The 22092-nt window shown below is 65.8% G+C and carries 16 protein-coding genes and 2 pseudogenes; 12 read left to right on the plus strand and 6 right to left on the minus strand.

Translation table 11 applies throughout. The annotated features are described in order from the left end of the window. The first annotated feature begins 272 nt into the window (after positions 1–272). Together GNT64_RS20750 and GNT64_RS20755 are read left to right on the plus strand one after the other, a co-directional pair. Positions 273–1406, plus strand: coding sequence for a permease (locus tag GNT64_RS20750; protein ID WP_156681217.1), 1134 nt, complete (start codon positions 273–275; stop codon positions 1404–1406). Then, positions 1403–2320, plus strand: a complete 918-nt coding sequence (locus GNT64_RS20755) for a mechanosensitive ion channel family protein (RefSeq protein WP_156681218.1) — start codon at positions 1403–1405, stop codon at positions 2318–2320. Before GNT64_RS20750 ends, GNT64_RS20755 begins: the two co-directional genes overlap by 4 nt. Here the strand turns inward: GNT64_RS20755 and GNT64_RS20760 are convergent, their stop codons facing one another. After that, complete coding sequence (locus GNT64_RS20760; protein WP_156681219.1) at positions 2321–3439, minus strand: hypothetical protein; 1119 nt, start codon at positions 3437–3439, stop codon at positions 2321–2323. It lies immediately after the preceding gene. 240 nt (positions 3440–3679) lie between these two features. Between GNT64_RS20760 and GNT64_RS20765 the strand changes: the two genes are divergently transcribed. From GNT64_RS20765 to GNT64_RS20805, 9 genes are all read left to right on the plus strand, one after another. Next, positions 3680–5251, plus strand: coding sequence for a DUF389 domain-containing protein (locus GNT64_RS20765; protein WP_231639599.1), 1572 nt, complete (start codon positions 3680–3682; stop codon positions 5249–5251). Beyond that, positions 5248–6510: a cation:proton antiporter gene (locus GNT64_RS20770; RefSeq protein ID WP_156681221.1), complete on the plus strand. Its 1263-nt coding sequence runs from the start codon at positions 5248–5250 to the stop codon at positions 6508–6510. The genes GNT64_RS20765 and GNT64_RS20770 overlap by 4 nt, the downstream gene beginning before the upstream one ends. Before the next feature lie 61 nt (positions 6511–6571). Beyond that, entirely contained in the window at positions 6572–8263 is a 1692-nt protein-coding gene (locus GNT64_RS20775; RefSeq protein WP_231639131.1) for an SLC13 family permease, read from the plus strand. A gap of 48 nt (positions 8264–8311) precedes the next feature. After that, positions 8312–9655 carry a chloride channel protein gene (locus GNT64_RS20780; RefSeq protein ID WP_231639601.1) on the plus strand — a complete coding sequence of 448 codons (1344 nt, stop codon included), beginning with the start codon at positions 8312–8314 and terminating at the stop codon, positions 9653–9655. 98 nt (positions 9656–9753) lie between these two features. After that, positions 9754–10521, plus strand: a complete 768-nt coding sequence (locus GNT64_RS20785; RefSeq protein ID WP_156681224.1) for an SDR family NAD(P)-dependent oxidoreductase — start codon at positions 9754–9756, stop codon at positions 10519–10521. 1 nt (position 10522) lies between these two features. Beyond that, positions 10523–11416, plus strand: a complete 894-nt coding sequence (locus GNT64_RS20790) for a glycoside hydrolase family protein (RefSeq protein WP_156681225.1) — start codon at positions 10523–10525, stop codon at positions 11414–11416. A gap of 16 nt (positions 11417–11432) precedes the next feature. Further along, complete coding sequence (locus GNT64_RS20795) at positions 11433–12749, plus strand: DUF2254 domain-containing protein (protein WP_156681226.1); 1317 nt, start codon at positions 11433–11435, stop codon at positions 12747–12749. Continuing rightward, positions 12734–13114 carry a DUF1622 domain-containing protein gene (locus GNT64_RS20800; protein WP_231639132.1) on the plus strand — a complete coding sequence of 127 codons (381 nt, stop codon included), beginning with the start codon at positions 12734–12736 and terminating at the stop codon, positions 13112–13114. The genes GNT64_RS20795 and GNT64_RS20800 overlap by 16 nt, the downstream gene beginning before the upstream one ends. A 21-nt stretch (positions 13115–13135) precedes the next feature. Next, complete coding sequence (locus GNT64_RS20805; RefSeq protein ID WP_156681227.1) at positions 13136–14080, plus strand: mechanosensitive ion channel family protein; 945 nt, start codon at positions 13136–13138, stop codon at positions 14078–14080. Positions 14081–14184: 104 nt separating this feature from the next. Here GNT64_RS20805 and GNT64_RS20810 read toward each other — a convergent pair whose 3' ends face one another. Next, positions 14185–15636, minus strand: coding sequence for a recombinase family protein (locus GNT64_RS20810; protein ID WP_231639133.1), 1452 nt, complete (start codon positions 15634–15636; stop codon positions 14185–14187). Further along, positions 15585–15947, minus strand: coding sequence for a recombinase family protein (locus tag GNT64_RS22130; protein WP_231639134.1), 363 nt, complete (start codon positions 15945–15947; stop codon positions 15585–15587). The genes GNT64_RS20810 and GNT64_RS22130 overlap by 52 nt, the downstream gene beginning before the upstream one ends. 505 nt (positions 15948–16452) lie before the next feature. Here GNT64_RS22130 and GNT64_RS20815 point away from each other — a divergent pair. Then, positions 16453–16872, plus strand: a complete 420-nt coding sequence (locus GNT64_RS20815; protein ID WP_156681228.1) for a hypothetical protein — start codon at positions 16453–16455, stop codon at positions 16870–16872. A gap of 3 nt (positions 16873–16875) precedes the next feature. On the opposite strand, the gene GNT64_RS20820 is transcribed toward GNT64_RS20815, so the two are convergent. The 3 genes and pseudogenes from GNT64_RS20820 to istA form a co-directional block, all read right to left on the minus strand. Next, positions 16876–19575 carry a conjugal transfer protein TraG N-terminal domain-containing protein gene (locus GNT64_RS20820; RefSeq protein ID WP_231639135.1) on the minus strand — a complete coding sequence of 900 codons (2700 nt, stop codon included), beginning with the start codon at positions 19573–19575 and terminating at the stop codon, positions 16876–16878. A gap of 113 nt (positions 19576–19688) precedes the next feature. Then, positions 19689–20421, minus strand: a pseudogene (gene istB / locus GNT64_RS20825) (IS21-like element helper ATPase IstB). Next, a pseudogene (istA, locus tag GNT64_RS20830) lies at positions 20354–21918 on the minus strand (IS21 family transposase). Before istA ends, istB begins: the two co-directional pseudogenes overlap by 68 nt. Between the last annotated feature and the right edge of the window lie 174 nt (positions 21919–22092).

Genomic DNA, 22092 nt, shown 5'->3' on the forward strand with positions numbered 1-22092 from the left:
TGGGTGCTGGGCTCTCATGATCTTTGACACGGGCGACCGGACAAGTTGGCTTAAGGAAGTCGCGGGCGCCGATAAGGCATTGCGCGCATTCCACTCGTCGACCTGATTATTATTAGCAACTTCAGCGTTCCTTCAAGCAATCAGTCCACATCCAGCAACCAAACCTGGCTCGGGACGGTTGTCAGCTGAGAGACCTGCCAGAAAACGCCGCCTAGGATCACGTCAGAGGAACGGGTGATCTGATTGTTCGCTCCGTCAACGGAGGTGCGGACATGGCAGTACTGGACAGAGGCGAGCACGCGCTGCTCATGGCGGCAGGCATGTTCTGGCAGACCGGTTGGAGCCTCGTTCTCGGCTTCTGCTTGTCGGCCGTGCTGCAGGCGATCATCCCGGCCGAACAGATGCGCAAGGCGTTCGGCCGAGGCGGCGCCAGGGAGATCGCGCTTGCGACCGTCGCCGGCGCGGCGAGCTCCAGCTGCTCCTATGCCTCTGCGGCGATCATGCGGACCTTATTCAAGAAAGGCGCGGCGCTGGTCGCGAGCCTCGCGTTCCTGTTCGCATCCACTAATCTCGTGCTGGAGCTGGGCGTGATCCTGTTCCTGCTGCTGGGCTGGGAGTTCATGGCGGCGGAGTGGATCGGCGGCGTGGTGCTGATCGTGGTCATGAGCGTGCTGGTAAAGCTGACGTTCCCGAGACGGCTCGTCGAGGAGGCGCGGACCTATAAGGAGGAAGGGTACGGCCATGAGCATATGAGCGCAGCCGCCGAAGGCGAGACCTGGCGCGCCCGCCTCGCCAGTCCCGAGGCACGGATCAAGGTCGCGCAAAATTTCGCGATGGAATGGCGGATGCTCTGGAAGGATCTCGCCGCCGGCTTCCTGATCGGCGGCTTTCTCTCTGCCTTCGTGCCCGATAGCGTGTGGCAGGCGCTGTTCCTCGCCGACGCCTCGCCGGCGGTGCGGACCGTCGCCAATGTGCTGATCGGACCGATCGTGGCGATGCTCACCTTCGTCTGCTCAATCGGCAACGTGCCGCTCGCGGCCATCCTGTGGTCGGGCGGTGCGAGCTTCGGCGGGGTGATCGCCTTCCTCTATGCCGACCTGATCGTGCTACCGTTGCTCGACGTCTATCGTCGTTACTTCGGATGGAAGATGATGGCCTACATGGCGACAATCTTCTTCGTGACGATGGCGGCGGCGGCGCTGGTCGTCGATCTTGGCTTTCAGGCCACGGGCTTCGTGCCCGACCGCGCCGTGGACATCCGCGCACGAATGACAAAGTTCAGCTTCAACTACACCTTCTGGCTCAACCTGGTCGCGCTGGTGCTGGCGGCGTACCTGTTCGTTCAGAACCGCCGCCATCCCATGGACCACAGCGCCCATCATCACGGAACCGACGCCTCCGCATGAATCTCGTCAACATTCTCCTCCATCGCCTGCGCGAGATGGTCGCGGACTTCATCCGCATTCTCCCGCAGCTCGGCATCGCGATGGTGATCCTGTTCGCGACCTGGTTCGCTGCGAAGTTCGCGCGCCGGATCGCGGATCGGCTCCTCAGCCGGACCGAGGTGCGCGGAACACTGATCAACCTCGCCGAGACGCTGGTCAGCGTGATGATCTGGATCGTCGGCCTTATGATCGCCAGCTCGATCGTCCTGCCGGGCGTCACTCCGGCCAATCTGCTCGCTGTCGTCGGACTTGGCTCGGTCGCGGTTGGCTTCGCGTTCAAGGACATCTTCGAGAACTTCCTCGCAGGCATCCTCATCATGCTTCGTCCTAAAATGCGGATCGGCGACATGATCGAGTGCGAAGATGTTGCCGGCAAGGTCGAGCAGATCACCCTGCGCGAAACCTATCTCCGCCACCTCAGCAACGAGCTGGTGCTCGTGCCCAACTCCTTCCTCTTCAAGAACCCGGTCAAGATCCTGACCGACGCGACCAAGCGCCGGCATCAGGTCGAGGTGGGCGTCGGCTATGACGTCGATCTCGAGGACGCGGCGCGCGTGATCGAAGCAGCGGTGCGGTCGGCGGACGGCGTCGACCCGGATCAGCGCATCGACGTGTTCGCCAAGCAATTCGGCGACAGCTCGATCGACTTCCTCGTCCGCTGGTGGGCCGGTTCCAAGCCGGTCGATGCCCACCGTTCGCGCGACGCGGTGGTGCGCGCGATCAAGCGTGCGCTGGACGATGCCGGAATGGAGATCCCGTTCCCGTATCAGACGCTTACCTTCAAGGAGCCGCTGCCGCTCGTGCGGGCGCGCAGGGATTCGCCACCTGCGGCCGATCCCAGGCCGACACGGAGCGGTGATGATGATGGCTTCTGATCAGCTCTCCGCCGGAGCCCCGGCAAGCGCCGCAACGATGCAGACCAGTCCAACCGCCGCGAAGCCCGCCCGCGCGGGCCAGCCACCCACCTGCGAGCGGAACGACACCCACAGCGCGAGAACGGCCTGCATCGCGTAGAACAGTGCGAACGCACGCGAGGACAGCGCGATCACCGAAAAAGGATCGGTGAGCCAAACGACCGCGATCGACAGCGCGCTCGCGAGGATGAACGCGCCCCGCACGCCCAGCCGCCGCCGCGAAACCTCCATCATCAACCCGCCCGAGCCGATCGAGTCCGCGATCGCCGCGCTGAGCTGGCTGGAGACCGCGCCGATCAGCACGAAGATGCCGAGCAGCGGCGCGACCATGGTCATGATGTCGAGGATGCCCGCGACACCCTCGGCGTGCTGCGCCTCCGCTAGGAAGGGCGTGAGCAGGGCAAGGAAGGCGAGATAGATCGCCGACGACAGCCACTGGGCATAGCGCATCGTGCGGACGCGGGTGGGCTGATCGTAGCTGTCTCCCATGTAGCGTGAAGTCTCGAAGCCCTGGACGGTAATCAGCAGGCCGAGCAGCAGCGGAATCCCCGAGAAGGTCAGCCGCGCTGGCGGGAGTGCGAGCGGTGCACCGGTCCGTGTAGCCCACCAGACCGCGAGTCCCGCGAGCAGGCCAGCGATGATCCCGAGCTTGACCGACACGCTGGCGTGCGCGGCATGCTCAATCTTGCGGATCTCGCCCGAGAAGGTGAGCGCCGTCAGCGCCACAATGATCACAGTGACCACGATGTTGGCGATCAGCCCGTGCCATTCAGTTGGAACCGAAAGCGGCTTCATCGTGAACTCGGCAAGCAGCTTCAGATAATAGGCGACGGAGACGGCATAGGCGATCGCCAGCATGACCTGCGCCGCGCGCATCGCCCAGGCCATCGGGTCATGAAGCGACAGCTTCGGCGCGATGTTCTCGACATGGACGATGTTGAAGCGGACTACCGCGCCGACCGCATAGGCGAGCGCCAGCAGCGCCGCCATGGCGAGGATCGCCGCCGACCCGAACTCGCGTGCGAGCAGCGGACCGCAGATTAGGAAGCCCGATCCGATGATCGAGGCGAGCGGCGTCACCGTCGCCCGCCAAGAGGTCGATCGCGCAAAGCTGCCGAAACTCAACAACGCTGTGACCGCGACAGCGGCAAGCAATGCGATGACAATTATCAGGGGATGGGCTCTCGAATGTGGCTGGCACGTCACCGTGCGCCACCCCGCCGGGTTGAACAAGGTCGCAGTCTCGCTTGCACGCCCTTGCCGGTGCCCGCACAAGCACTTGATGGAACACCCTTGCAACATACGCGAACCGCGCAGGTGATCGACCAGCTGTCGTCTGGCGCCTCCATCGAGGATGCGCCCGAGCACGGTTTCAGAAGCCTGCCGGTTTACCGCTGGTGGCGCCAGTCGATCGTCGGCGGGGTCTACCACGAGAAGGTCGTAGACCGGATCGTCTCCGATAGCGGCTGGTCGCCGCGCTACGCGTTCATGATCATGATGTCGGCCGGCATCGCCGTGCTCGGCCTGCTGCTGTCGTCGCCGGCGGTGGTCATCGGGGCGATGCTGATCTCACCGCTGATGAGCCCGATCCTCGGTCTCGGCTTCAGCCTCGCCCTTTTCGACTTCGCGGAGATGCGCCGCTCGCTGACCGCGCTGGCGATCGGCGCGGTGCTGGGGGTGGCGTTCACCGCGATGATCGTGCTCGCCTCGCCGCTGAAGGCACCCACCGCCGAGATCCTGGCTCGCACCCGCCCGAACCTGTTCGATCTGCTCGTCGCCTTGTTCGCGGCGCTCGCCGGCACGTTCGCGATCATCCGCGGCCGTGGCGAGACGATTGTGGGCGTCGCGATCGCGACCGCGCTGATGCCGCCGCTCGCAACGGTCGGATATGGCCTGGCGACCGGCAACATGGCGATCCTGACCGGCGCGCTGGCGCTGTTCGCGACCAACTTCCTGACGATCGCCCTCTCGGCGACGATCATGGCCCGCTTTTATGGGTTCGGCCATCATCTCTCCAGCCATCAAAGCTGGACGCAGACGATCATCCTGCTGCTCGTCTTTGTCGGCATGTCGGTGCCGCTGGCGGTGTCGCTCGGCCAGATCGCCGGGGAAGCGGTCACTACCACCAAGATCCGGTCCATCCTTTCCGGCAGCTTCGGCGTGGATGCCCGTGTGACCCAGCTCGACGTCGACTATGACCGCAAGCCGCTGTCGATCCGCTCGGTGGTGATCGCGCCGCGTGCCAGCGCCAAGGACAGCAAGCGGATCGAAGCCGACCTTGCGCATCAGCTCGGCCGGCCCGTGCGCCTCCAGCTGGATCAGGTGCTGCTCGACCCGTCTGCAGGTTCGGTGGGTGCGCAGCGGGCCGAGCTGGAGCAGGCCTCGGCTGCCGCCGCTGCCGAGGAGGCGGAGACTGTGGCGATCGCGCGGCTCGTGGCGCTAGCTGCCGGCGTCTCGCCGGATGACGTTACGATCGACCGCGAGCATCGCCGCGCAGCCGCGACCGCGGCGCCGCTGCCCGATGCGGGCGCGGAAGCCTATCGCACGCTGGAGCATCGCGCGGCAGCGGCTTCCAGTGGCTGGCAGATCACGATTGTGCCGCCACTCGGGCGCCTGCCGACCATTCGGTTCGCCGACAATGTCGAGACGCTGGATGCGGCGGCGCGGGAGGCGGTGCTGCTGTCGGCCTGGGAAGCGCGGCGCTGGAATATCCCGGCACTCGCGGTGCCGGGATTGCCCGGCGAAGGAGCGGCTCCGGCGCGGCCGACGCTCAGTCAACGCCGTGGTCTCGCCGTTGCGGCGCTTTTGCGCCAGCAGGGCGTAGCTGCCGCGCCAGCACCGGCGGCGGGCCAAGTCTTCGCCCTGACCGCCGCACCGGGTGTGTCGCGATGATCCACGGCGTCATCATCACCCCGTTCGATGCGGCCGCGATCCTGATCGTGCTGGCAGCGACGCTCGGCTACTTGAACCGGCGCTTCCTGCACCTGCCGCAGACCATCGGACTAACGGTGATGGGGGCGATCGCGTCGCTAATCGTCGTCGGCATCGACCGGCTGTCACCAGGCAGCCGTCTCAGCCACGAGATCGTCGCGTTCATTGCCGGCATCGACTTTCATGCGACGCTGATGGACGGGATGCTGTCGTTCCTGCTGTTCGCTGGCGCGCTCCACATCGACTGGAGCGAGATGCATCGCGGTCGATGGGCGATCTTGATCCTCAGCACGGTCGGCGTTCTCGCCTCGACGGCGATCGTCGGCTTTGGCTTCCAGTTCATCGCGGGCCTCATGGGGCTTTCCATTCCGCTGATCTGGTGCCTCGTCTTCGGAGCGCTGATCAGTCCGACCGATCCGGTGGCCGTGATGGCGATCATGCGGCAGGCGGCGGTGCCGCCGACCTTACAGGCCACGGTCGCAGGGGAAAGCCTGTTTAACGACGGGGTCGGCGTAGTCGTGTTCGCGATCATCCTCGCCGCCGCGACGGGAGCCGAGCCGCTCTCGCTCGGCCATGCCACGCACCTATTTCTGATGGAGGCGGGCGGCGGCATCGCGCTCGGGCTCGTCATAGGCTGGCTCGCCTACCGGGGAATGCACTCGATCGACGACTATCAGGTCGAGGTGATGATCAGCCTCGCGGTGGTGATGGGCGGCTATGCGGTCGCCCGCTGGCTGCACGTCAGCGGCCCGGTGGCGATGGCGGTGGCGGGGCTCATCATCGGCAATCACGGCGTCGCCCATGCGATGAGCGACGTGACGCGAGATTACCTGCTCAAGTTCTGGGCGCTTATTGACGACATTCTCAACGCGGTGCTGTTCCTGCTGATCGGGCTGGAGGTAGTAACGATCCCGTCCGACATGCGCCTGATCCTGTTAGGGGCGGCCGCGATCCCGCTGGTCCTCCTCGCGCGCGGTGTGTCGGTCCTTTTGCCTTTGGCGGCGCTCCGGCCGTTCCTGTCGCTCGGGAACTTGGCGCCGGTCACCCTGATCTGGGGAGGCTTACGCGGCGGCATCTCGGTTGCGCTGGCACTCGGCCTACCAGATGGACCTGCGCGCGCGTTTGCGCTGGCCGCTACCTATCTCGTCGTCCTCTTCTCGGTCATCTTCCAGGGTGGGACGATCGAGCGGGTGCTCAGATCGCGCAAGAAAAGCGGGTGATACTCCCAACCGCGTCTGGCACGCTGCAGTGACTCCGGCGGCACTCAGCGCGCTGATCCTCGTGAGCGCGCTCGTCCTGTTCGTCAGCGAGAAGGTTCGTCACGATCTGGTCGCAGTGCTGGCGTTGTTCGCCTGCTTGTTGACCGGGCTGACGACGCCTGCCGCGGCCTTCTCCGGCCTTGCCGATCCGGCAGTGGTGGCGGTCGCGGCGATTCTTGTGGTCGGCCGCGCGGTCGAGCTGTCCGGCGTCGCGGCGTGGATCGCGCGCATCGCCATCCCGGCGCGCGAGTCGTTCACCGTGCGCCTGTCCGGTCTCTTGCTAGTCGGCGCGGTGCTCTCCGCGTTCATGAACAACATCGCAGCGCTGGTCATCACCATGCCGATCGCGACCGAGATCGCCCGCGACGCGCGCCGGCCTCCGGCAACGACGCTGATGCCGCTCGCCTTCGCTACGATCCTCGGCGGCATGACCACGCTGATCGGGACGCCTGCAAACATCATCCTCTCGTCGGTGCGGCAAGCCGAACTCGGCACGCCGTCCGGCTTCTTCGCCATGACCCCGGTCGGGGTCGCCGCCTGCGGAGCTGGTCTCCTCTACCTCACACTTCTAGGCTGGCGGCTGCTGCCCGTCCGCCAGTCTGCGCAGCGGGAGGCGCGGCCATCGTGGCGGGTCTTCGAGCTCACCGCTCCAGCATCGATGCCGCTCGCCGATCTGCTGCCACGCCTTCGCGCGGGTTCCGTGCGGCTGCTCGCCTTGCTCCGAGGAGGCGAAAGGATTGCGACCCACTCGGAAGCCCGGGTGGACGGCGGCGACCGCCTGCTGGTCGTCTCTCGCAGGCAGCAATGGACCGCCGCAGAGGCGACCGGTCTCGTTGCCGACGAGAACCCCGCCGTCGTGAGAGAGGCCGTCACCACGCGAGTGGTGGTCGCGCACGGCTCGTTCCTGACCGGCCTCAGCCACGAAGCGGTGCGCATCCGCAGCGGCGAACGCCTCCACGTCGTGGCGGTCGGTCCGCGCGCCGCCCGACAAAAGGTTCCGCTCGCGACGCTCAGGATCGAACCTGGCGACCAACTCTTCGTGCGAGGCAGGCCGGCCGATCTGGCGAGCTTCGTCGGTCGCGCGCGTCTGCTGGAGATCGACCGAGTCGATCCGGTGCCCGTCGCGAAACGCCGGGCGGCGACCATTCTCGTCCTCTTCCTGGCAGCCATCGCTTCGATCGTAGCGCTGGGCGTGCCGCCGGCGCTCGCCTTCCTAGCCACCGCAGCGCTGCTCGCCGCAACGCGCCTAGTGCCGGCGGAGGACATTTATCGATCGGTCGATTGGAGCATCATAGTCCTGCTGGCGGCGATGATCCCCGTCGGCCGGAGCTTCGAGTCGAGCGGAGCGGCAGAGATTGCCGCAACGTGGCTGGGAACGGCGCTCGCCGGACTTCCGCTCTTCGCAGTCATTGCCGCCCTGTGCGGCGTGACGTTGCTGCTCTCGATCTTCCTTAACAATGTCGCGACCGCGATCATCATGGGTCCGTTGGCGATTGATGCAGCGCATTTGTTGGGTGTCGATCCGGACGCCGCGCTGCTGGCGGTACTGATCGGCGTTTCGTCCGATTTCCTGACGCCGATCGGCCACCAGAACAATCTGCTGGTGATGGCGCCGGGAGGCTACCGCTTCACCGATTATGCGCGGATGGGCAGTGTGCTCGTGGTGCTGGTCGTGATTGCGACGGCATCCGTGCTGTCGTTGCGCTACGGCTAGCCCATGCCACGTCTTTTTTCCCGAAACGATGTCCGCAAGCTATCCGTCATGTGGCGGCGTCGGCGGTCGACTCATCTTGCGCCGCCGCTCAAGGCGCTGAGCCGGCGGATCGCGACGGCAAGCGGCGCGATCCTGCTCGGCCTGGTCGCGCTGACCTTCGCCAAAGCCGGCGACTGGGCGCAGCACGTATTTGCCCGCATTGTCGCGGTCTGGCCTTACGCCCCGCTCATTCTGACCCCTGCCACCTTCGCCGTGGTTATGCTGGCGACGCAGCGTTGGTCGCCCGAGGCGCGCGGGTCGGGCATTCCGCAGGTCATCGCCGCGACCCGGACACCGGACGTCGCCGCTCGAGGTCCTCTGGTGTCGCTCCGCACTGCCGCAGCCAAGTTCGGGTTGACCATCGCCATGCTCTTCGCCGGCGGTTCGGTGGGACGTGAAGGCCCCACCGTCCAGATCAGCGCGGCGCTGATGGTGGCGGTTCATCGAATCTTTAAGGTGCCGATCAGCGCTGGCGTCCTGATTGCCGGCGGCGCCGCTGGTGTGGCAGCGGCGTTCAACACGCCATTGGCCGGTGTGGCGTTCGCCATTGAGGAACTCGCCTCGGCCTATGAGCAGCGTGTCGCGGTGCTGGTCATGGCGGCAGTGATGATTTCGGGTTTGGTGAGCCTCGGGATCGCCGGGGATTACGTTTATTTCGGTGCCATGCGGGAGACGCTGTCGGTCTCGGCAGTGCTTATGATCAGCCCCATTGCCGGCGTCACCGGTGGCCTGGCGGGCGGGGTATTTACGCGGCTGGTGCTCCGCTTCGCGAAGTCCGCGCACCCGGCGCTTCGGCGACTGAGATCCCGGCCGGTGCTGTTTGCCGCGGCCTGCGGACTGGCGGTCGCCGTGCTCGGCCTCGCCACGGCGGGTAGTACGTGGGGCACGGGCTACGAGGCGACCCGCAGCCTCGTCGAGGGACATGGCGGCTCGCTTTGGTTCGGGCCGGCGAAGTTCCTGGCCGCGCTCGCAACGACGCTGAGCGGGACCCCGGGCGGCATCTTCGCGCCGTCGCTCGCAGTCGGTGCCGGTGTCGGCAACCTGCTGACCCCCCTGTTTCCGGAAAGTCCAGCCGGTGCGGTGGTTCTACTCGGCATGGTGGCCTATTTCGTCGGTGTAGTGCGCGCGCCGCTGACGGCGGTGATCATCATCACCGAGACGACTGCCAGCCGAGGAATGATCCTACCTTTGTTCGCCACTGCTCTGATTGCGGACGGCGTCAGCGCGCTGGTATCCAAGGAGCGGCTTTACCACGGGTTGGCGAAGCCGTTCCTCGACACATCTGCCATCCTCGAAGCGGAAAGGTCCGGTAAGGCTCCCTCTGAGGATGCTGATCGCATACCCTTGGGCTGACTACGGCAACCTCGCGCGCTCTCAAGCGTAGGCAATGGCGTAGCAAGACCTGCGAACTCTCCGGTGACTCCCGGTCTGCGCCAGGCCGGAGACGCGGAATGTTCAACGACAAGGTTGCCATCGTCACGGGTGGAGAGTCCGGCATCGGCGCGGCTTGCGCGTGGGCGCTCGGGTCCGCCGGCGCGCGGGTGGTAATTACCTACTTCAAGGATAAGGACGCCGCGGCGCAGGTCTGCGAGGCCATCGGTGGTAGGGATCGGGCCATCGCCGTCCAAACCGACGTCGCCGATGAAGGTGCGGTGACCCAGCTGTTCGAGGCGGCAGAGGGGGCGTTCGGAACCGTGAGCCTCCTCGTCAACTCCGCCGGCTTGAACATGAGCGGCGTGAAGCTGGTCGACATGGAGTTGGCCCAGTTCGACCGGGTGGTCCGCTCTGACCTTTACGGCCCGTTCCTGACTTGTCGCGAACTGGTCAGGCGGCTCGAGACGAAGGACGAGAAGGGCCGGATCGTCAACATCTCCTCGATCCACGAGCATGCCCCGCGGCCTGGTGGCGTGGATTATGACTCGGCGAAGGGCGGGCTGTCGCAGCTCACCGCGACGCTGGCTTTGGAACTCGCACCGAAGGGCATCGCGGTCAACGGAGTCGCGCCCGGTATGATCCTGACGCCGATGAACGAGAAGGCCGTCGAGGACACCGGCTATCGCGTCAAACTGGAGGCAAACATCCCGTGGGGCCGTGCGGGACGACCCGAGGAAGTGGCGGATCTCGTCGTGTTCCTCCTCTCGCCTGCCGCCGATTATATCAGCGGCACCACCGTCACCATCGACGGCGCGCTTTCGCTTACCGTCGCACAGGGGGCCTGACATGGTCACCTACGCGGTCGAGCAGCTCGACGACGTCGTCCTGACCGGTGGCCCATTGGCCAAGGACATGGACCTGATGAGCCCTTTCGTTTGGCGCGAGGGGAAAAGCTACCGAATCATGGTCCGGGGTGTGAGCTGGCCGCTGGGACCCAGCGATCCGACCGGGATCATCGCCGGTGGCAGCAGCATCGACGGCCTGACGTTCACCATGGACGACAAGCCGGCCATCGATCCCGGCCCTGACCCTGACGACGCCGGTGGGGTTGAGGACCCGACCGTCGTCCTGCTGCAGGATGGCCGCTATCTCGTCTTCTACACCGGCGTCGATGCCGCGCGGAAGCAGAGCGCGATGATTCTCGCCGAAGGCTCCGACCTCACTTCGCTCAAGAAGGTCGAGCTGGTGCTGAAGGCGCCGCCGGGGGAGGGCAACATCAAGGAAGCGACGCTCGCTCAGACCTCCACGGGCGAATGGCGGCTGTTCTACGAATATGCCGCCGACGAGGCATCCCGCATCGGCATGGCTGGCAGCCATACGCCGGACGGCCCTTGGACCGTACTACCAGATCCGTTCGGCATCCGCGAGGACAGCTGGGACAATTGGCACCTTTCAACCGGCCCTGTGACGATGATTGACGGGGAGGACCCGGTGATGTTCTACAACGGCGCGACGCACGATGCGCGCTGGCGGATCGGGTGGATCAGCTTCGACACGGACTTCACACGAGTGACGGGGCGCGGGATCGAGCCGATGCTGGTGCCGCCGCCTCCGACTCACCGGGACTCGACCGACATCGCATTTGCCGCCTCCACGGTCATCGAAGGCGACCTGATCGCGCTCTACTTCTCACTTGAGGATCGCAAGCTGCGCCGTGCGCTGATCCGACGCTACGCATGAGCGGGGCGGTCTCGCCATGAACGTCCGTATCCGCAAGCTGGTGAGCGACCTCGGCGAGAAGTTCTGGTTGCTGCCGGCGCTGCTCGTCGTCGGCGGTATCCTGCTCGCGGTCGCGCTGGTCGCGCTCGATCGGAGCGGGCGCGTGCCGCAGTGGCTGATCGACAGCCCTTGGCTCTACAATGGCGGCGGTACGGGCGCCCGTACCTTGCTTGGCGCGGTCGCTTCTTCGACGATCGGCGTTGCCGGCACCGTCTTCTCGATTACGATCGCTTCCCTGTCGCTCGCAGCCGGGCAGATGGGCCCGCGGCTGCTGCGCAACTTCGTGCGCGATCGGGGCAACCAGTTCACGCTGGGCGCCTTCCTTGGCACCTTCTCCTATGCTCTGATGGTGCTCCGCAGCGTGCGTACGCAGACCGAGGGCGAGTTCATCCCGCATCTTTCGATGAGCGTCGGCATTCTGCTGGCGTTTGTCTGCGTCGGCACATTGGTCTTCTTCGTCGGCCACATGGCCGGCCGCATCAACGTTGATACCGTCATCGAACTGGTTAGCGAGGACGTCCGCTCGGCGATCCAGCGCCTGACGACAGCCGATCGCCCTGCTGACTTCGGTCGACATAGCTTCGGCGGAGGTGTCGTTGCGGTGCCCGACGCGCGGCGAGGCTACGTACAGGAGTTTGACGCCGATCAGCTCGCCGACTGGGCGGGCAGCCGCAACGCCGTCGTTCAGTTGCTCGTGCGTCCGGGCGACTTCGTGTTTCCGGGTGCGGCGATCGCGATGATCGAACCGGCGATCGATGACGCGGGAGAGGCTATCCGCCGCGCGACCGCTCTTGGCGGGCAGCGGGTGAGCAAGGAAGATCTCGAGTTCGCGGTGCGCCAGTTGGTCGAGATCGCCGTGAGGGCGCTCTCGCCTGGGATCAATGATCCGCATACGGCGATGAGCGTGCTGGATCGGATGGGCGCGTCGCTCTGCGACATCGTCCCGCGCCACCTACCCGACGGACGGATCGCACGTGACGGCAGGCCAGTGTTAATCTTCCCGGCGATCGATTATGACGGGCTGGTCGACGCCATGTTCCACATGATCCGCCAGAATGCGGCGGGTAGCGCTGCCGTGCTGATCCGGATGGTCGAGGTGCTGACCGCGGTCATCGGCTACGAGCGTGATCCGGGGCGGATGGCTGTGCTGCGCCGCCATGCCGATCTCGTCCTCGGCGATGGCGAACGCGACATCGGCACGCCGTCAGACGTTGCCGAGCTACGCGACCGACATCGTCGTTTTGAAGCCATGCAGGCGGACGGTCCGCTCTCCAGTGCATGCAGCGCACGATGATGGAGCTGCTGAAGGAGGCCACTCTGTGGCTCGCCGCAGGCGTAGAGGCAGGCGCGGCGCTTGTGATCGGGCTTGCGGCGATAGAAGCGTTCCTGCGCGCGCTCACCCTTTTTGTGCCGCGTACGACCGTTCCCGGCGAGCCGGATGCCAAGGAAGCCGTTCGGCTCAAGCTTGGCCGCTGGCTGGCGGTTGCGCTGGAACTGGAGCTCGGTGCCGACATCCTGCGCACGGCCGTTGCGCCGACCTGGACCGAGATCGGGCAGCTTGGTGCGATCGTCGTTCTTCGAACAGCGCTCAACTTCTTCCTGCAGCAGGAAATCGACAAGGCAGAGGCGCGCCGGACGGGTGCACCACCGACCCGCTGACGCATCAACCGGAGCTTCTTTATGCATCTTCTCGGGATCGACTGGGTCGGCGTCAATGCCGAGAACGGGCGCAAGCTGCTGCTGTCGTTGGCGTTCATCGTCGTGATTCTGCTCGCAAGTTCGGCACTGCGCGCTCTGGTTGGGCTGTTGCTCCGCAAGACCGATCACGCCTCGGTGCAGACACGATTCTGGATGCGACAGGCGATCAGCCTGTTCGGTGCGATCGTGCTGATCCTCGGGCTGCTCTCGATCTGGTTCAGCGATCCCACTAGGCTCGCGACGGCGCTCGGCCTGATGTCGGCCGGCCTGGCCTTCGCGCTCCAGCAGCCGGTAACTTCGATCGCGAGCTACTTCGTCATCCTGCGGGGCTCCACCTTCACGATCGGCGACCGCATCTCCATGGGGGGCGTGCGCGGCGACGTACTGCGGCTAGGCTTCATCCAGACCACGATCATGGAGATGGGTCAGCCGCCGAGCGTCCAAGGCGGCGATCCGGCAATGTGGGTCAAGAGCCGCCAGTTTACCGGGCGGATCGTAACGGTGAGCAATTCGAAGATCTTTGCCGAGCCGGTGTTCAATTACACCCGCGACTTCCCGTTCATCTGGGAGGAGATGTCGATCCCGATCACCTACCAGTCGGACCGCGCCAAGGTCGAGGAGATCATGCTCGAAGCGGCGCGGCAGAATGCCGTCGATTCCGCGATGCTCGAGGAAGCCGTTAAGGATGACCTCCAGCGCCGTTTCGACGTGCAACCTCTCGATCTGATCCCGAAGGTCTTCTACCGCATTACGGATAACTGGCTCGAACTCACCGTCCGCTTCATCGTCCACACGCATCTCATCCGCGGTGTGAAGGACAGCATGAGCCGAGAGATCATCGGAAAGATGGATGAAGCTGGTATCGGCATCGCCTCGGCTACCTACGATATTGTGGGCTTCCCGCCAGTCGAGGTTCGGACGACGTAGCGTTGACGGATCTCAGGGATGTCCAGGTGAGCTTAAGAGAAGCGACCCGATCTCGTCAGGAGGCTGCCAAGCAGAGGACGGCAAATTCACGTCGCCGCCGCCGATCAAGCAAGAGTTGCAAACAGCCCTGGGAACAGGGCAGGGGACGGCATCGCATCGTGTAACTGGGTCCCGATCACTGGTCGCCGAGCCCGCAAGTTAAGATGGAAGCGGGTCCCCGCAACCAGTTTCGACGACATAAACGCCTCCGTAGCACAAGCAACGGGGGCGTTGTCGTGTCTACCATTGCGGGCTGACATCCACTCCAGGATCGCGCCAAACTCGCCGTGCAACGTCGCGTGTATCTCGCCACGCCGCTGCCCCGGGTGCAGCGTCACCCGCTCGATGAGGCTGCGGATGGCGTAGGAGGCTTCGTCCCGGTCCGCCGGATGGTTCAGCGCCTCGGCAAGGCGCGCAACCTTGCGCCGGTAGATCTCGGCGATGTTCGGATGGATGTCGGGCACGTCGGCCGGAGCGTCACCCAGGCGAGCCTTGAGCTGCTTCTGCCGCCCCTCGAGCCCCTCGAGCCGATCGAACAATGCATCACTTTTTCGGCCTTGCTCGATCGCATCGAGAACCTCGCCGATGCTCCTGACGACGCGGCTCAGTTCCGCCGTGTCGGCGACGTGAGATGCCCGCCTGTCGTGGTTGAGCCTGTTATTCTCAGCCACATAGGCGTCGATGGCCTCGGAGACCATTTCCGGCGCCATGAGACGGTCTCGGAGCCCATCAAGGACACGAGATTCCAGCGCCAGCCGGGTGATACTGCGACCGTTCTTGCACGCGCCGGTGTCATTGTGGCTCGAGCAGGCGAAACGGCCCTGACCGCGTAATGAGCAAGGGCCGCCGCACACGCCGCAGAATACCAGACCCGACAGCAGCGATTTCGGGCGAACCGTGCCGCGCATGCCAACGGCCTTGCGCGTCGCCTCGATACACCCGGCATATTGCACGGCAATGCTTGCCTGCCGCGCCTTTGCTGCCTGCCATAATCCATCGTCGATGATGCGCAGGTCTGGCACCTCGGTCGTAATCCATTCGCTTTCGGGGTTGATCCGCGAGACACGCTTGCCCGTGCTGGGGTCCTTCACATAGCGCTGCCGGTTCCAGACCAGCCGACCGATATAGAGTTCGTTGTTGAGGAAGCCGGTGCCGCGCCTGGCATGACCACGCAATGTGCCGTGTGACCACAATTGCCCTTCCGGACCGGGGATGCCTTCATCATTGAGACGCCGGGCGATGAGCTGCGGGCTTACTCCGGCGGCATAGTCGCGGAACACCCGCCTCACGACCGCCGCCTGCGCCTCGTTGATTGTGCGTTCGCCGGTCACCGGGTTACCGGCGCCTTCGAGCCGCCGGACCACGTCATAGCCATAGCACAAGCCACCGCCCGCTTTGCCCTGCTCGACGCGGCCGCGCATGCCGCGATGCGTCTTCTTCGCCAGATCTTTAAGGAACAGCGCGTTCATCGTGCCCTTGAGGCCGACGTGCAGTTCGCTGATCTCCCCCTCGGCCACGTGACCAGCTTCACGCCGGCGAACTGGAGGTGCTTGTAGAGCGTCGCGACATCGGCTTGGTCGCGCGATACACGGTCCAGGGCTTCCGCCAGCACGACATCGAAGCGGCCGCGCTGGGCATCTTGCAGCAGGCCTTGGATGCCGGGGCGCAATGTCAGTGTCGCACCAGAAATCGCCGCGTCCTGATAGGTGCCGACGATCTGCGAGCCGTCTCTTGCCGCCTGCTCGCGACAAATGCGAAGCTGATCGTCGATAGACGACGCGCTCTGCTGGTCGGATGAGTAGCGGGCGTAGAGGGCGGCACGGGTCATCGCGCATGTCTCCAGATCTCGGGCGCGGGCAGACGTGAGAGTGTCGCGCTTTGCCGGGCTTTGGTCAAATCGAGACGTTGTCGGATGGGCTGCCATCCTTTCGCCTTGCCGCCTGGTGGTGCTCACGTGCGATCTGCCGGCCGAGCAGGCGGGCGATTGATAGGATTGGCGGAGTGGCGCGCGCTTACGGTCGTGAGTTTGCCGCCAAGCGAGACGAGCATTCGATCTTAGGCGACAAGCGATCTGGCGAGGGAGGAGGGTCATTGTCTTGCATCCGATGATCACCCCGATCGATCGGTCTGCCCGCAATCATCATGCTGCCGTTCGGACAAGGGCTGCGCAAGGGAGGGGGCATCTGACTGCCGCATCGGCAATCAAGTGGAGCGGGGCGGGGGGACGGAGAGAAGGCGGAGATGAAAAGCGTCTCTCGTGCTGCCGTTTTGAGAACAGTCTCGTTTTCCGGGGGGCAGCGAAGATGGTATCATGTTGCTGGAAGGAGCCCAGGATGTCGATTGCAGACGATGTTCGGTGTGACGAAGATCTTGCCCTGATGTCCACACCACGTCCGCTGACGAGGGACTGGCTCTGGCGTCCTTGGTACGCCAAGCTCTGGTGGACTGGGATGATCGCTTACTGGGTCGGGAAACTCGCAAGCTTCTGGCTCCCAGCTTTGGTAACATTTTACACGGGCGCCTTGGCTGGCTTCCTAAACTTTGCCTTCTTTCCGACGGTTATCCTCATGATCCTCGGCTTGGGCTTCGCGCGTGCGTGGTTCGCCTGGAGCGATTGGGAGCTGGTACCGCCATCGCATGAGGAAATGTTTCCGAAGCGATCGGTTGGTGGATGGAGAGATCCCTACACCGACCCGCTTGATCCACGTTCGGGTCCAATGCATTGGCGCCGGTTCCACCATCACGATCGATAGCGGTCATTTTTTGCCTTTCACGTTGGGCGCGTCGGCGTCGTCAAATGGCCCGTGCGCCAGGTCGGTCGAGAAGCGGCCCGTACCTAAAACTGCGCCCTGTTCGATCGACGTGAAAGGACCGGTAATATCGAATGTGCCGCGCGCTGCATCGGCTTGACGAATGTAACGATCGCGCAGGCCGTCCGTCCCAAGCATGCTATCTGACAGCGATCGGGCAAAGGCGTTTTCCGGGTTAGATGATTGATAGGCTGCTCGCTCGGCTGCGGCGATGACCGACCGTACATCGTGATTGATGACGTCGAGCGTTGCAGCGGCGCTCTCGACCGTCGTGCCGCGATCGACGCTCGTGAACCCCAATGCTCCCGAAACGCCACCTGTCGTCCGGCCGCCGCCACCCCGCCCATTGCCACTAGCCTGATGCGCGGCGGCGGAAATCGACCCGCTCACTTCCGTCCCTATCGCCGTGCTATCTTCCGCGTTACGCGTAATCGATCGCTGCCACCCCGTCTGAGTCATGACTGCCTGCACGTCTCGCTGGAGAGTATCAGCGACCTGTGGCTTCAGCCGCCAGTGACCCTGGCGATCCATCTCGAACCCGCCCTTCAGCCAGTTCGCCATGGCGGCATGGCCCTCCGCACCGCCGGCGAGGAAATGCTCGATCGTATCCGGCCCCGCCTGCTTGCCCGCCTCGAAGCGGGTGCTGGTGTCGTTGCGCGCCGCCTGCTGGAAGCCAGTCGAACTGGACACCAGCAGGTCGTTGTGCGCGAAGCTGAAGCGGGCGTGGCCGCCGTTGGCGACGGCGCCGAGCTGGCTCTGGTTGATCAGCCCGCCGCGCCACATCTGTGCGGCCGTCACTGGTGTCAGGTTGAGGGTGAAGTCGCCATTCTGGTCCATGGCGATCTGGCGCCTGCTGAGTTCGATGCCGTGGCTGCGCAGCAGACCCTGCACGCGGGTCAGCCGCTCGGCATCGACGATCCGGCCGAGCCGCTCGTTGCCGGCGCGGTCCCTGATTCCGGCGGTGCCGCCCTCGGCCATGTCGACCTGGTTGCCGGCGGTCGCGCCGAGCGTGCGGATGAAACTGTCGAGCCGCGCCGCCTCACGGGTCGAGACGCCAGCCGCGGCCGCGCCCTCGGCGAAGCCGGCATTATCGGCCTGCCGCCGCTGTTCGCCAATCCGCGCCACGCTGCGCGTGCCATCGCGACCGATCTCGCGCTGCGCATCGAGTTTGCCGGCGCGTTCGGCGAAATCGTAGCCGGCGGCCTCGCGGGTGCGACCATAGACGCTGGTGCCCTCCCGCGCCGCCTCGGCGGTAGCACCATCTGCCGTCCCAAGGTTCGTGGCGGCGGTGTACCGCTCCATCGCCTCAACCACCTGCGCCTCATTGCGGCCGGTGGCGCGAGAGAGTTGGGTGATGGCCGTAGAGCGCGCTTCACCCGAAAGCGCATTGATGAAGCCGATGCGGCGGCTGGTCTCCTCGACCGGCAGGCCGAGCATCCCCGCCGCGTCGCGCTGGCCCTGGTTGCTGCCTGCGCGCTGCGCCTGCTCGGTCGCGACATTGCGTCGCTCGCTGCCGGCGACATCGCCGCCGGCATAGTCGCGCCGCCCCGCCATCGCGCCCACCTGCACCTGCGCGGCGGTCAGATCGTTGCGGATCAGCTGCTCCTGATCGAAGGCGTTGGCGATCAGCTTGCCGAACAGCGGGTCGGTGCCCGCCTGCGCGATGACGGTCGACGCCTTGAGGTCGGCATCGGCCGGGCTGTAGCCGCTGCGTTCGAAGTGGCGCGCCGCGCTGGTGCGCATCATGTCATAGGCGCTGGTGTCGCCGAACGCCTTCCACTGCACCATCCTCTGCGCGAAGGAGGCAAAGGCGCTCTCGCCTTTCTGTCCCTCGCCGAAATAGGTGTGGCCGAGCCCCCGCAGTGTATCCTTCTCGGCGAACTGGTGGATCGCCGCCGTCGTCGCATTGTCACGGACGGCACGCTGGGCCGACGGGCGCGACAGGTCGCCACCTATCAGCGCTGGCGCAAGCCCACCAAGCTCCCGTGCCGCGTCGATCCCGCCCATGCCGAAGGCCCGGATCCCCGGTACACTCGTGCCTTGCTCGGTGAGGAAGCCGCCGGCAGCCCCGAACCCGCGATTGGCGGCGAAGCTCGATCGCTCGCCGAAGTCGCCGAAGCTTGAGGCAGCACCCCGTCGGGCCGAGGTGCCGGAGGCCGACGCCTGCGTCTCGAGTGCGGAGGCCTGCCCCTCCGCTGTCGCGAGCGGTGCGGCGGCAGCACTCGCCTGTCCCTGCACGCCGAGCGCGCCACCGCTCAGCGCACTGAGCGCGTTGCCCGAGAAGCGGAAGACGGTGAAGACGAAGGCGCCGGCAAGCTCCGCCGCCGCCGTCCGGAAGCTGCCGAAGATCGCCAGCGCCTTCTGCGCGGCCGACGGCGCCAGCAGCCAGGCGTTGGCGGCGGTCGCATTCGAGCGCATTTCGGCAAGCGCGCTCATCGCCCGGCCAAGCGTCAGCTGATAGATGCCGGCATCGATCACGCCCCACAGCGCCACGAACACGAACAGCCCGAGCGCGAAACTCGCGACCCGCAGGTTGATCGGCGAGAGGATGAACAGCATGTCAATCGGCTCGGGAAGTTGACCCCGTATCGGCGTGCAAGTTTGACCCCCTTTTCTGATGGCAGCCGGGTTGTCCCGGTAGTCCACAGGAGGGCCCCGCGGCCGGCGCCGCGCGCCGCCACGAGCGCAGGCGGTGACGGCCGTGGGAGGTGCCTGTGGACCCACCGGGTCAACCTGGGGATGGGGTCCGGGGAAGGGTTTCAGGCGGCTTCGCGGTTCTTGAAGCGCCAGCTCGTTGCCGGTCTCGACGATGTCGCAGTGGTGGGTGAGCCGGTCGAGGAGCGCGGTCGTCATCTTGGCGTCGCCGAAGACCGTGGGCCACTCGCCGAAGGCAAGGTTGGTCGTCACCACCACCGAGGTCTGCTCGTAGAGCTTGCTGACGAGGTGGAAGAGCAACTGGCCGCCCGAGAGCGCGAAGGGCAGGTAGCCAAGCTCGTCGAGGATGACGAGGTCGAGCCGCGACAGGTGGTCGGCGATGCGCCCGGGGCGCCCGGCACGGGCCTCGGCCTCGAGCTGGTTCACGAGGTCGACGGTGTTGTAGAAGCGGACCCTCGCTCCGCCCCGCACGCAGGCACGGCCCATGGCGATGGCGAGATGCGTCTTGCCCGTCCCGGTGCCGCCGACCAGCACGACGTTGCGCTGCGCTTCGAGGAAGGCACCCGTGCCGAGATCGCGGACCAGGCCTTCGTTGATGCCGGTGCCGGCGAAGTCGAAGTCGGCGAGCTCCTTGGCGAGCGGCAGCTTGGCGGTCGTCATCTGGTAGCGGATGGAGCGGGCCTGCTTCTCGTCTATCTCGGCCTTGAGCAGGTCGCCGACGACGCGCTGAGCGGAGTGCTGCCGCTTCACGGCATCGGCGACGACCTCGTCATAGGCATGGCGCATGCCGACGAGCTTCAGCGTTCCCATCATCTCCAGGATGGCGTGACGTTCCATAAGGCCTCCTCAGGCTGTCGTAGCGGGCGCAGTCGGCGACGGGCTCGCGGGCGAGCCGCAGAGCCTCGGGCGTGGCGATGCTGGCGGGCGCGGCGGTCTGGCGCTGGCGGGTGAGCACGTTGAGCACGACGTCACGGCTGACGGTGCCGCCGGCCAGCGCCTCGGCACAGGCCGCCTCGACGGCGTCCAGTCCGTCCGTCGTCACCGCCGCCAGGATGCCCACCATCTGGCGGTCGCCGTCGGCATGGCCCGCCAGCCTCCGCCTGACGCGTTCCAGCGCCACCGGCAGCGGCCAGTCCTGAAGGGCGCACCGTTCCTCAGCGCACCCGGCTTGCGCTCGAGGACCGGCACATAGTGCCAAGGGTCGTAGACCGTTTGGTCGCGCCCGAAGCGCCGGGCATGCTCGCCGACGACTTCGCCGTCCTGCCGGATGACGATGCGCTCGGCATAGGCGTGCACCTCGACCGGGCGCCCCGCCGCCTTCGCGTGCACCGAGTATTTGTTGTAGTCGAAGCGGACCAGCAGCGTCTTCGACACCGCCGCCGGCAAGGCGTGGAAGCCGTCGAAGGGACCACGGTAGGCGATGAGCGCAGGCTGGTCGGCCGCCTCGAACACCTGCCAGACTGTGTAGTCCCTGAGCTCGGGATGCGCGGCACGCTGGGCATGGGCGGTGCAGCGGTCGAGCAGCCAGGCGTTGAGCTCGTCGTAGCTCCTGAAGCGCAGCCGCGGCGTGAAGAAGCGCTCGCGCACGAGCCCGACCTGGTTCTCGACCTGGCCCTTCTCCCAGCCCGATGCCGGCGTGCACGCCACCGGCTCGACGAGGTAGTGGCCGCACATCTGCTGGAAGCGGCGGTTGTAGCGCCGCTCACGACCGACGAAGATGGCGTCCACCGCGGTCTTCATGTTGTCGTAGATGCCGCGCTGACAGGCGCCGCCGAAGAAGGCGAACGCCCGGTCGTGGGCGTCGAACACCATCTCCTGGCTCTCGCGCGGATAAGCTCGCACGAAGAACATCCGGCTGTGGCAGAGCCGCATGTGCGCAACCTTCACCGTCGTCGTCGCGCCGGCGATGACGACGACCTCGTGGCTCCAGTCGAACTGGTAGGCCTCGCCGGGCGCGAAGCTCAGCGGCACGTAGGCCGCGGCCGTGACCGCCGACCGCTCACGCTGCCATGCCGTGGCATAGCGACGCACGGCATCGTAGCCGCCGCGGTAGCCCAGCCCCTGCAGCTCCTCGTACACCCGGACCAGCGTCAGGCGCTCGCGCCGCTGCTTGCGCTCGTTGGCCTCCAGCAGCCGCTCGAGATCCGCCGACCATGGCCCGAGCTTCGGCAGCGGCTGCACCGTCCGCTCGTAGGAGAAGTCCGTCTCGCCGGACCGCAGCACCTTGCGCACCGTGTTCCGCGACACCCGCAGGTCGCGCACGATCTCCTTGATGCTCTTACCCTTGACGTAGAACTCGCGCCGGATGCGCGCCACCGTCTCCACGACCAGCATTCTCCCCGACCGCTCCTGCGCAAAGCGCCGGGCGTGAACCGCTCAGTTCAGGGGGGTCAATTTTGCACGCCGATCAGCCCCGAACGGGGTCAACATTGCACGCTGATTCACACGCGCGTGCATAGTTCGCCTGGAGCGATTGGGAGCTTGTCGAGCCGACATTCGAGCAACGCT

The organism is Sphingomonas profundi (assembly GCF_009739515.1).
Taxonomy (GTDB): Bacteria; Pseudomonadota; Alphaproteobacteria; order Sphingomonadales; family Sphingomonadaceae; genus Alterirhizorhabdus; species Alterirhizorhabdus profundi.

What these genes read in the sequence shown, in the direction of transcription:
- GNT64_RS20795 (WP_156681226.1), top strand. Translation starts at nt 11,433, where the DNA reads ATGAACGTCCGTATCCGCAAGCTGGTGAGCGACCTCGGCGAGAAGTTC.
- GNT64_RS20750 (WP_156681217.1), top strand. Translation starts at nt 273, where the DNA reads ATGGCAGTACTGGACAGAGGCGAGCACGCGCTGCTCATGGCGGCAGGC.
- GNT64_RS20770 (WP_156681221.1), top strand. Translation starts at nt 5,248, where the DNA reads ATGATCCACGGCGTCATCATCACCCCGTTCGATGCGGCCGCGATCCTG.
- GNT64_RS20815 (WP_156681228.1), top strand. Translation starts at nt 16,453, where the DNA reads ATGTCGATTGCAGACGATGTTCGGTGTGACGAAGATCTTGCCCTGATG.
- GNT64_RS20805 (WP_156681227.1), top strand. Translation starts at nt 13,136, where the DNA reads ATGCATCTTCTCGGGATCGACTGGGTCGGCGTCAATGCCGAGAACGGG.
- GNT64_RS20755 (WP_156681218.1), top strand. Translation starts at nt 1,403, where the DNA reads ATGAATCTCGTCAACATTCTCCTCCATCGCCTGCGCGAGATGGTCGCG.
- GNT64_RS20800 (WP_231639132.1), top strand. Translation starts at nt 12,734, where the DNA reads ATGCAGCGCACGATGATGGAGCTGCTGAAGGAGGCCACTCTGTGGCTC.
- GNT64_RS20785 (WP_156681224.1), top strand. Translation starts at nt 9,754, where the DNA reads ATGTTCAACGACAAGGTTGCCATCGTCACGGGTGGAGAGTCCGGCATC.
- GNT64_RS20790 (WP_156681225.1), top strand. Translation starts at nt 10,523, where the DNA reads ATGGTCACCTACGCGGTCGAGCAGCTCGACGACGTCGTCCTGACCGGT.
- GNT64_RS22130 (WP_231639134.1), bottom strand. Translation starts at nt 15,947, where the DNA reads ATGACCCGTGCCGCCCTCTACGCCCGCTACTCATCCGACCAGCAGAGC.
- GNT64_RS20780 (WP_231639601.1), top strand. Translation starts at nt 8,312, where the DNA reads ATGTGGCGGCGTCGGCGGTCGACTCATCTTGCGCCGCCGCTCAAGGCG.